We start from the raw sequence: 12,140 nt of genomic DNA on the forward strand, positions 1-12,140 counted from the left end.
CATGTGCCTTGATAATGCAGGAAAGGGCCAAGCCTTAGCCTTAGCCTTAGCCTTAGCCATCAGCATTCAGCGATCCAACAGCGCAGAAACATGGCCCTGTAAAACTGCTCTGCCTGCGTGCCACGTCGAGAGGAGCACGGCTCACATTCTCGTTGGCCCTTGCAAGACCGTCGCGAGGCTGTGTCATTTCTCTCATGAGATGATGCTGGAGATACCCGCCAGGACAAAGTTGTCACCGCGCCTCCGTACAGACAAACAATACCAGGGCAGCCACAATAAAAATTAAGGCCCCTGCGTCACCGCAGGAGCCTGATTTTAAAAGCAAACGTAGAGCCGATCGTCTCAGTCGAACGGGATCACCCGATCGTCAGCCGACAGGGGCTTGCCGTCGACGGATACCGAGACCTCCGCCGTGCCGGCCTTACGGCTGACGACGATGTCCTTTGCTTTACCGTCCAGCGTGATCTTCACCGAGAAGCCGCTCCAGTCTTCGGGCAGCGACGGCGCGATGTGAAGCTTGCCTTCGGTTCGGGTGATACCGAGAATGCCCTCGATCGCGGCGCGATAGAGCCAGCCGGCGGAACCCGTGTACCAGCTCCAGCCGCCGCGACCTGCATAAGCGCCCTCACCATAGACATCGGCGGTCACCACATAGGGTTCGACCCGATAGATTTCGGAGGATGCCGCGTCGAGCGCATGGTTGACCGGGTTGAGCAGCTTGAAGCAGTTCCACGCCTCCTGCGCGCGCCCCTGCTTGGCAAGGGCAAGCACTACCCAGGTCGCCGCGTGGGTATATTGTCCGCCGTTTTCGCGCACACCCGGCGGATATCCCTTGATATAACCCGGGTCATGCGGCGCCCGCGAGAATGGCGGGGTGAACAGACGGATGATACCGGCCTTTTCATCGACCAGATGCTCAATGACGGCGTCCATCGCCTGCCGTGACCGCCCTTCTTCACCCTCGCCGGAAAGAACGCTCCAGCTCTGGCCAAGTGAATCGATCTGGCATTCCTCGCTGGTGGCGGAACCGAGCGGCGTGCCGTCATCGAAATAACCGCGACGGTAGTAGCTGCCGTCCCAACCCGCAGTTTCGAGAGCATTGCGAAGCTTTTCGCGATGCGCCGACCACCTGCCGACACGGTCTGCATCACCGCGCTTTTCGGCGATCGCGATGAAGTCGCGAAGCGCTCCGGCCAGGAACCAGCCAAGCCAGACACTGGTGCCCTTGCCGCCGATGCCGACACGGTTCATGCCGTCGTTCCAGTCACCGCCGAGGATCAGCGGCAGACCGTTTTCGCCGGTGCGATGGATCGCGAGATCAAGCGCCAGCGCCGCGTGTTCGTAGAGGCTAGCGGATTTGTCGCTCGTCTCCGGCTGGAAGAAGGCATCGTGCTGCCCCGGCATCAATGCCGGTCCCTTGATGAAGGGGATGCTTTCATCAAGGATGGCCGCATCGCCCGTAGCCGAGACATACTGGTTGATCGCATAAGCGAGCCAGACCACGTCATCAGAGATCGTCGTGCGGACACCGGCACCGGTCAAAGGCAGCCACCAATGCTGGACATCGCCTTCAGCAAACTGGCGGCCTGCCGCACGCAGGATCTGCTTGCGAGCGAGCTCCGGCTGGTAGAGCAGGAATGCCAGCGTGTCCTGAAGCTGGTCACGGAAGCCGAAGGCGCCGCTCGACTGATAGAAGGCCGTGCGCGCCAGAATGCGGCACGCCAGCGCCTGATAGGGCAACCAGCTATTGACCATGTGGTTGAAGCCGGCATCGGGCGTGGTAACCTGCAACTGGCCGGTAAAGCCAGTCCAGAACGCCTTGCTGCCCTCCAGCACCGACTGGAAATCCGCCGCACGGACTTGTTCGACCAGCGTTGCCGCCTCCTCCGCATTGTCGGCATCGCCGAGAATGAAGGTCATATGCCGTTCTTCGCCCGGCTTCAGGTGGATTTCCTGCATCAAGGCGGCGCAGGGATCGCCGTCCACCTCGGTGCTGCCACTGAGTGCCGCACCGGACACGATGCCCTGTGGAGCCTGTGCAGAACCAAAGCGGCCGATGAATTCACGGCGGCTGGTGGTGAAGCCGCTTGCCTCGCTGTCGAGCGTCAGGAAGGCAGTGCGGGTGCTATAGTCGATGCTGTAAGGGTTGGAAGCAAAAATCGCATTGCTGCCGGCATCGTGCCTGCTCAGGATGAACGGCGCAGATTTCTGGCCATTATTGCCCAGCACCCATTCCACATAAGCATAGACTTTCAGGCGGCGGCTTTTCGAACCCTTGTTGCGTACGATGAGCTGCGAGAACTTGACCGGCTTTTCACGGTCTACCGTCTGTGTCACCTCAACTTCAAGCTTATCCGTCTTGCCGGTCATTACGGAGTAACCTAGACCGTGACGGGTTTCGAACAGGGCTTCCGGATCACGCGAAAGGGCAGCACAGGGCGTATAGAGCTTTCCTGTTTCCACATCGGCAACATAGAAGGCCTCGCCCGGCCGGTTGATGACCGGATCGTTGCTCCAGGGTGTCAGCTGATAGTCACGGGAATTGCGGCTCCAGGTGAAACCAGCGCCTTCCGCCGACACATGGAAGCCGAAACTTTCGTTCGAGATGACGTTGATCCAAGGGTGCGGCGTGGATTGCCCACCATGCAGGCGCACGACATATTCCTCACCGCTTTTGGCGAAACCACCAAAACCGTTCCAGAAATCGAGATCGCCGGCATCCTCGACAGCTTCAGCGACGGGGAACGCAGGCACCGGCAGGCGAGCCTGCGCGGCCTCAGTCGCGCCGTCAGGACCGCGATGCGCCGCAAAAAGCGACACGGCGCGGTTGATCTGGTCGACAATCTTGCCATTCCTCACATGCAGCACGACACGGGAGGCCGCCAGAAGCGCGCTCCAGGTCTCTTCGTCCATCAAGTCGCGGCGAACGGAGAACACATGCGGCCTACCACCATCGGCGGGATTGATGCGACGCTGTGCCTCGGAAATATGATCCAGCGCATGCTGCATATCCTGTGCATACGATGCGGCCCGTTCGTTGACGATGACGAGATCGAAGATCACGCCGCGCGAACGCAGATATTCGTGGGCGCTGAGCGCCTCACGGGCAATATCCATGTCCATATCGTCGTTGATACGCAGGCTGAAGATCGGGAAATCGCCCGAAATTGCAAGCGGCCAAAGCGCCCGCTGCGAAGCGAGGCCCGTTTTCAGCGTTTCCGAGTCCGCGCGCAGATGCATGTCCGGATAGGTCAGATAACGGCCGAGATGCTGGAAAGCGGCGGCCTGCTGCGAAGTGACACCCACATGGCGCATCTGCACCTGCGTGCGCGTCCATGCATGCACGAGTTCATGGGCAAATGCGTCAGGATGGCGATAACGGTCGATCGCCTTGTCGACTTCCTCGCGGCTCGGCGCGGCAATCGTCCAGAAAATCACGCTCACCTTCTTGCCGGCCGGTACGCGCACAGTGCGGCGCAACGACAGGATTGGATCGAGCGTGAAGCCGTCGGTGTTGGAAAGCGTGGCACCCGTATCGAATGCAGCCGCTTCACCGAGCGATCTGCCGCGGCCGATGAACTTGGCACGGTCCGTCTCGAACTCCGTCGGGCGCGATGGGCCGGCGTTATCGGCAGCAAGATGCGCGATGATCGTTCCGGGCTCATTCGGGCTGCGGCGGTTACGCCAGGCGCGGATGACATCGCCGCGCCGGCCGATCTCCGTCTGCACGAACATGCGCGAGAACAGCGGATGGGCGTTGTCGTCGTCTTCCGACGCAATGACCGGCTCCATATAGGAGGTCACTTCAATGTAGCGATCCTCGGAACCGACATTGAGCAGCGTGACGCGGCGGCCATCGGCATCGTGCTCGGTGGCGACGATGCATTCAACGACGCTCTGCAGATCGCCGACATTCTTGTGGAATTCGGCCTTGTCGTCGGTGAAGATCGTCTTGGTCTTTTCGCCTTCGATGACACGCGGCTCAGCCGTCGCACTCCACCATTGTCCATTGGTGGTATCGCGCAGGAAGATGAAGGTTCCCCAACGATCCTCCGTCGGGTCGGCCTTCCAGCGGGAAATCGCCTGACCGTTCCATTTCGAATATCCCGCACCCGTTGAGGTGAGCATCGTCGAATAATGGCCGTTCGACAGGAACACCACTTCGCGGTCGCGCACGGCCGGGTCGGCGATGGAGCGCACTTCCGCACGCAGCAGGTCTGCCTGTTCCTTGCCTGGGGTTTCCGGCTCGTATTTGGCGCTCATGACAGGCACTTCGCGCGGTGCCTTTTCCTGCAACAGGAGTTCGGCCGCCTCGATTACCGGGTCGGAATGGAAGAGTTCGCGCAATACACCGTCAAAGGCGACGTTGGCGACAGCCGCGATCGACATGCCGTGGTGGTGGGCATAATAGTTGTAGACCACCGCGCAGACCTTGCCGTCAGGCACACGTGTCGGCGTGAAATCCACGGCATCATGGAAGCCGTACTGTCCAAGCGCGCCAAGCTTGCGCAGCTTGTCGAGGTTTTCCAGCGCACCGTCAGGATCGTACTGGCTGGCGAGGATCGACGCATAGGGTGCGATGACAGCATTCTGGCCGAGACCGCGCTTGAGGCCAAGCGTCGGCACACCGAAGTTGGTGTACTGGTAGTTCATGTTGTGATCGCGGGCATTGAACGCCGCTTCGGAAATGCCCCATGGCGTGCCGAGACGGCGGCCGTGGTTCATCTGTTCCTTGACGATCAGATTGTTGGTCTGGTTGAGAATGCCACCCTGACGCTCCTGCATGACGAGCGGAGGCATCAGATATTCGAACATCGAACCCGACCAGGAGACCAACGCGCCCTGCGCACCGATCGGCACGACCTGGCGGCCGAGACGGTACCAGTGCTCGGTCGGCAGATCGCCCTTGGCGATGGCAAACAGGCTGGTCAGGCGGCATTCGGACGCCAGAAGGTCGTAGCAGGCCTCGTCCAGTTCCTTGCTTTCGACGCGGTAGCCGATCGACAGAAGACGGCGATCCTTGCGATAAAGGAACGTGAAATCCATCGAGAAAGCGAGGTTGCGGCTGCGGTCGCGCAGCGATGCAAGACGCTGGCGTAGCGGCTCCATATTGGTGAGGTCGATGGCGCTGTCTGAAATATGCGCCTCGCAGCAATCCACGAGCAATTGTGCCCAGCGCGTCACTTCCGCGCTCTGCGCAGACTTCACTTCGTGATCGACATTGGTAGCGAGCTTTTGGATGTCGCGCGCGAGTACCGCAAGATTGATGACGCGGATCGATGCGAATTCATGCTCGCGCTTGACCGAGGCAAGAGCGTTCGAAAAACCGATGATGCGTTCTTCGAGGCGGCGATGCAGCGGACGCAGGTTCTTGCGGTCGTCAGGCAGCGCTTTCAGCGTTTCGCGCAGAATACCGGCAAGATCGCCGATACCGTCGAGATTACCCTGAAGATGCGCGGAAGGCGCTTCTGCCCACTGGCGGCAGGCAGACGAAACCGCAATCAGGTGACCGGCGAGATTACCGCTGTCCACCGCCGAAACGTAACGGGGACCAAGCGTCTGCAGCGTGTCCGTATGGTACCAGTTGTAGAGATGGCCGCGATGTTTCTCCATCTTCTCGACGGTCTGGATCGTGTTCTCGATCCGCTCCAGCGTATCGGCAAAGCTGATCCAGCCAAACTGGCGCGCCGAAATGATGGAAAGCAGGTAAACGCCGATATTGGTAGGCGATGTACGCGAGGCAACGATCGGCTCCGGCGTTTCCTGGAAGTTGTCCGGCGGCAGGTGGTTTTCCTGAGGTGTCACGAAGGCTTCGTAATAACGCCACGTGCGACGCGCGATCTTGCGAAGCTCGAAAGAGACGTGTTCCGAAACGAACAGCCGGTCTTCGGTTTCCGCCGACTGGCTGACATACCAGGCAACGGCGGGAGACAGAACCCAGAGCAATGTGAAGGGAATGCCGATCAGGAAGGCATTGTCACCGGGCAGCGCCGCAAACAACAGGCCGAGCATGGCCACAACAGGCGCATGCCACATCTGGCGGAAATAATAGGTGATGCCGCCCTGGGCGCTAGACTGCATGCTGGCGGCGGTGCGCCATTCCAGCATCAGCTTGTGGCTGACGAGCAGACGGTAGAGCGAACGGACAATTGCATCCGTCATCATGCAGGCAGAATCGGCAATGAAGACGATACGCAGCGCAACCTGCGCATTGGTGGCGCGGATTTCCGACCAGATGGTGTGGAAATGCGCCTGAGGCACGATATCAGTGGAGCGCGGCACGAGGCCGGAAAGCAGCGAGAGCGTCGGAGCGACGAACAGCGAGAAGATCAGCAGGATCTGCCAGATCAGCGCACCGAGCGGGTCCATGAAATACCAGCCGAGGATCGAGGCAAAGAACCAGGCAATCGGCGTCAGCGAACGGCGCAGGTTATCGACCATCTTCCACCGGCCGATCGCGGTAACACCACGGGCGCGGTCGAGAATATAGGGAAGCAGCTGCCAGTCGCCACGCGCCCAGCGATGCTGGCGCGAGACTTCCACCTCGTAGCGGGTCGGGAAATCCTCGACCAGTTCCACATCGGTCACCAGCGCGCAGCGCGCAAAGGATCCTTCGAGCAAATCATGGCTGAGGATGGAGTTTTCCTCGATCCGGCCCTTAAGAGCCGCCTCGAAGGCATCCACGTCGTAAAGACCCTTGCCGGTGAAGGTGCCTTCGGAGGTCAGGTCCTGATAAACGTCGGAAACGGTGAAGACGTAGGGGTCGATACCGCGATTGATCGAGAAGACACGCTGGAAGACGGAGGCATCCTTGCCCGTCGTCAGCGAAGGCGTAACGCGCGGCTGCAACAGGCCATAACCTTCAACCACACGTCCTGAGACCGGATCGATGACGGGGCGGTTGATAGGGTGATGCATCTTGCCGACGAGCTTGGTCACCGCATCGCGCATCAGGCGCGTATCGGCATCAAGCGTCATGACGTATTTGACATCGGCCGGCACGATATTGGCGCCACCGAGGAATGTCGTGTCCTTGTCGCCGCGCAGCAGCATGTTCAGTTCATGCAGCTTGCCACGCTTGCGCTCCCAGCCCATCCAGCAGCCTTCGGACGGGTTGTAGATGCGGCGGCGGTGCAGCAGGTAAAAACGCGTCTTGCCATCGAAGGCATAACGGCTGTTCAGCGCCGCCAGTTCTCGCTTGGCATATTCGAGAATCTCGAGATCGTCGCCGGACTGCTCATATTGGGCATCGCGCCAGTCGCTGACCAGCGCGAAATAAATCTCGCCATGCGGATTGGCGAGATAATGCACCTCGATATTGCGCATCATCTCGTCGACGCTGTCGCGGCTGGTCAACATGCAGGGCACGGCAACAAGCGTGCGGGCGTCCTGTGGAATACCGTTCTTGAACTCGTATCCCACCAAACGGAACGGCTTCACGAAGAAAGTGACGAGCGTGTTGAACAGACCGGTCGCGCCTTCCGAAGCAGGCAATGCAAACATCAGGAGGAATGCGGTCACCACATACCAGGGCATGCCCGCTTCGGCCAGGAACCAGCCGACGGCAAGCATGACGAGCGCGGTGATGAGAAACACTGGCGCCGCAATTGCGAGCCAGTTGAACTTGCGCATTGACCGGACGATATGCTGCGAGACCAGCGGCCTGTAAGCGAGCACCTTTTCAAGCTCGAACCGGCGCTGACCGACGAGTACGGAGCCGACATTGACGCGATGGTTTTCAGACACCGCGGCAGGCTCGCCGGATCTCGCCATTTCCACGGCGGCACGCGCGACCTCTACCTCTGTCTTGGGGGAGCGACGCGCCAGAAGCTCGATCGTGTTGCGATAGGTGTTGCGAGAACCGAAATCGAGAATCTCGTAATCGGTTTCCTCGCGCAAAACCTTGTCGATATGGCTGACTTCCTCGAACCACACCGACCATTCGGTATCGTCGATTTCCCTCAGGCTCTTGACGATATTGCCCATCGTCACATTGCCGGAGGCCAGCCGGTTGTGTTCCGACATCATGACATTTTCAGCGTCGGTGCCCGCAGCATGCAGGCGTTCTTCAAGCCAGGCCACCGCAAAACCCGAAGTCTGCGAGCCGTTTCTGAGGCGATAGAGGAACTGCGTCGCAAACGTCGGGTCATCGACCAGCGAATCGACCTGCTTGAGAAGTGCCGCGGAGGCTTCCGCATCGTTCAGGCGAATGATTTCGTCGACGACTTCATTCGCCTTCTGGCGCATGCGGCGCGAGCGTTCCACGCGAATGGAAATGCGGCGAAGATTTTCGATGAGGACGAAACGGATGATGGAGGGCAGCGCCCACAATTCGCCGATCTGCAGCGTCTTCGACGTCTGATAGCCATCTACCAGCGCCGTCATGTTCTCGCGCGAGACCGTGCTGTGGGTATGGGCGACATAAAGCCAGCCGAGCGCCATGACCCGCGGGATCGTCACGCCGCCCACCGTCATTGTCGGCAGCTGGCGATAGAACTTGCGCGGAAAATCGCGGCGGACTTCCTGGATCGCCTCTTCGATGACGTAGTGGTTGTCGAGCAGCCATTCCGCCGCCGGCGTTATCGTCGCGCCATTTTCCGCGTCGACGGCCGTTGTGCGGTAGACCCGCAGGATTTCCTTCTCGTTCTCACGGTGGCGCTCGAAGAAGTCGAACTCCATGAAGCCGGGAAGGGTATCGGCACCGTCGCGCGAAAGCGCGGCACCGGCATCATGCAGTTCCTCGACCGTCATATAGGACGCGCGGATCGAATCATTGTGATCGATCTGCTTCGTCTCGGAATCACGGGCGGCGGCGGTCGGGGTAATATGAAATGACATCGGCTCGTATTCTGAACTTTATGGAGAATTGTTCGACTTGACCGGCGTTTCGTCCGTGGCGGGAATACGCACGAAATCGGGCCACGCTATATTTATGACTTATCCTGAACCTTCGGTGAACCGGATCAGACGTTGTGTGCAACGCATCGTCAAACGGCGAATATCCGCAAGCACGGCGTTTTGCTGCGCGATCCCTCCGAGCATGCAAAGCCGGGGATCTCTGCGGAGAATGGATTTTCGACGACAGGAAAATTTCGCCCTATGGCCCGGCAATGCCGTTCCAACCGGATTTCGCACCTTCCCCCACGGCGAAAATTGTTCGCGCAACGTCAGATAGTCCCCCTTTGACACCTGAAGGGCAACGCGAGGCCGAGAAGGCCTGCGCCACATCCGAAACGCTAATGCCCCAGGACGTCTATAGTTCCATGCCACCTGTCGCGATACGATGCAAGCGATGAATTTCAAGGCATTCCGGCTCCGGGAACGCCCCTTACATGACCGCGTATATGCTGCTATGAAATTTGCAAAAAGCGCTGGAAAAAAGCGGCGTAACCAGGGACTTCGAAAATGACCAGACAGACCGCAAACATTTCCTCCTTCGCCAACCATATGCCGGATGTGGTGGCAATCCGCCGCCACCTGCACCGGCATCCCGAAATCGGTCTTTCCGAATTCCAGACCTCGGATTTCATTGCCGGACAGCTGGTGGAAATGGGTTACGAAGTAACGCGCGGACTTGCCGGAACCGGTATCGTCGCCACGCTCCGCAATGGCGACAGTGCCCGCACGCTCGGCATTCGCGCCGATATCGATGCCCTGCCGATCCGTGAGGAAACCGGAGCGGAATATGCAAGCGCCAATGATGGCGTCATGCATGCCTGCGGCCATGACGGACACACGGCCATGCTCCTGGGAGCCGCGAAGATCATCGCCGAACGCAGGAATTTCGATGGGACCCTGCATCTGATCTTCCAGCCGGCGGAGGAGAATTTCGGCGGCGCCCGCATCATGATCGAGGACGGACTGTTCGACCGCTTCCCATGCGATGCGGTTTTTGCCCTCCATAACGATCCCGGCGTGCCCTTCGGACAATTCGTCCTGCGCGACGGCCCGATCCTTGCCGCCGTCGATGAATGCAGGATCACCGTCAACGGATATGGCGGCCACGGCGCCGAACCGCAGGATGCGGCCGACCCCATCGTTGCGGGCGCCAGTATCATCATGGCCTTGCAGACGGTGGTGTCCCGTAACATCCATCCGCAACTGTCGGCGGTCGTCACTGTTGGCGCATTCCATGCTGGTGTTGCGAGCAACGTCATTCCCGAGAAGGCGGAAATGCTGCTCACCATCCGTTCCTTCGACGCGGGTGTGCGCGACGAACTGGAAAAGCGTATCCGGGCGATAGCCGAAGGCCAGGCGGCCAGCTATGGCATGAGTGTCACGCTCGATTACGAGCGCGGCTACAATGCGACCGTCAACCACAAGGCGGAAACGGACTATGTCGCCGGTCTGGCCCGTCGTTTTGCCGGGGCGGAAAAGGTGGTTGAAATGCAGCGCCCGTCCATGGGCGCGGAAGACTTCGCCTACATGCTTGAAAAACGGCCCGGCTGCTACTTCTTCCTCGGCACCGCGCGCACCGAAAACGACCCGCCGCTGCACCATCCGAAATTCGACTTCAACGACGATATCCTACCAATCGGAACCGCCTTCTGGGTCGATCTGGCGGAGGATTATCTGAAGGCGTGAATGAATATAAAAAGGCCGGTCGGAGGAGCGACCGGCCTTTTTTTCTCAAGTTTCCTGATGAGAAAATCTGGGAGGATCAGGGAACGAGACCGAGTATGACCGCCGCGACAAAAGCCACGCACACGCCGACAAGAGCCGCGTGAACCGAATCTCTCCAGTTTCGCTGCGACTGGGGCTGCGAGACAAAGTCTCTTGCTTTTCCGGCCTTGGAATAAGACATTGTACAACTCCCTTCCCTGCTCGGCCCGTCAAAGCGGGCACTGCTTATTTCCCGTGAAGAATAGCTTTATTCCCCACTGTTTCAGTAGAGATAAAATTCCATAAGTTCGGCGCATTGGGAAAAATACGGATCGCGACTTGCCGCCGGACAAGCATCAATCTACCCATTGCGCAGGATCAACGTCGCAGACGGCATTTCCGTTCAAAATCATTGGCAGGCTCGGATAAGGACCATGACGGATATAGACGCCATCATCATAGGAGCCGGGGTGATCGGACTGGCGACGGCCCGCGAGCTGGCGATGCGTGGTCTTTCCGTCATCATCCTCGAAGGCGAAAAGGAATTCGGTTCCGCCACCTCGTCGCGCAACAGCGAGGTTATTCACGCCGGGCTTTATTATCCTGAAGGCAGCCTCAAGGCACGCCTTTGCGTTGAAGGCAGGGAGCGGCTTTATACGTTCTGCCAGAGCCATGGCGTTTCGCACCGCCGCTGCGGCAAACTCATCGTGGCAGCGAACGCGGACGAGACGGCTCTGTTGGCGGCCCTCAAGGAAAAGGGTAACGCCAATGGCTGCGACGACCTCGCACTGATCGATGCCACGCAGGCGCTGTCGCTCGAGCCTGCGCTCACCTGCGTAGCGGCCCTGCTTTCACCTTCGACCGGCATCATTGATAGCCATGGTTATATGCTGGCGCTGCTCGGCGACGCGCAAGACCATGGCGCAGCCCTCGCCCTGAATGCACCATTCGAAAGCGCGGAAGCGACCGGCAACGGTTTCCGCGTTCACGTTGGCGGCAAGGAACCTCTCAGCCTGACATGCCGGCTGCTCGTCAACTCCGCCGGCCTTCTGGCACCGCTGGCAGCAAAACAGATCGAGGGATTGCCGAAGCACACGATCCCGGAGGCGCGTTTCGCCAAAGGCAGCTATTTTTCGCTGACCGGCAAGTCGCCTTTTTCACGGCTCATCTACCCCGCTCCGCACACCCACGGCCTTGGCGTGCACCTGACGCTGGATCTTGCCGGCCAGGCCCGTTTCGGGCCGGATGTGGAGTGGGTCGACACCATTGATTATGCCGTCGATCCCCGCCGCATGGAGGGTTTTGGCGACGCGATCCGCCGCTATTGGCCGGGCCTACCGGAACACGCGCTGATCCCGGCCTATTCGGGCATCCGGCCGAAGATTTCAGGACCCGACGAACCGGCCATGGATTTTCGCATCGACGGGCCGGAAACCCACGGACTTGCCGGTCTCGTCAATCTTTTCGGCATCGAAAGCCCCGGCCTCACCGCCTCGCTGGCGATAGCCAACGAGGTTGCGGCACGGCTCGAGGCCTGA

General features: G+C 59.7%; 3 protein-coding genes. 2 read left to right on the top strand and 1 reads right to left on the bottom strand.

Annotated features, from left to right (window positions below; genetic code table 11):
• Positions 1–342 precede the first annotated feature (342 nt).
• Positions 343–8,838, bottom strand: a complete 8,496-nt coding sequence (locus ASD46_RS15890; protein ID WP_025594620.1) for a GH36-type glycosyl hydrolase domain-containing protein — start codon at positions 8,836–8,838, stop codon at positions 343–345.
• 567 nt (positions 8,839–9,405) lie between these two features.
• On the opposite strand from ASD46_RS15890, the gene ASD46_RS15895 reads away from it, so the two are divergent.
• Complete coding sequence (locus ASD46_RS15895; RefSeq protein WP_025594621.1) at positions 9,406–10,584, top strand: M20 aminoacylase family protein; 1,179 nt, start codon at positions 9,406–9,408, stop codon at positions 10,582–10,584.
• Between the two features lie 452 nt (positions 10,585–11,036).
• A complete protein-coding gene (locus tag ASD46_RS15905; protein WP_025594623.1) occupies positions 11,037–12,140 on the top strand; it encodes an NAD(P)/FAD-dependent oxidoreductase in 1,104 nt (367 codons plus the stop codon).

The sequence above is a fragment of the Rhizobium sp. Root491 genome (genome assembly GCF_001427205.1).
GTDB lineage: Bacteria > Pseudomonadota > Alphaproteobacteria > Rhizobiales > Rhizobiaceae > Agrobacterium > Agrobacterium tumefaciens.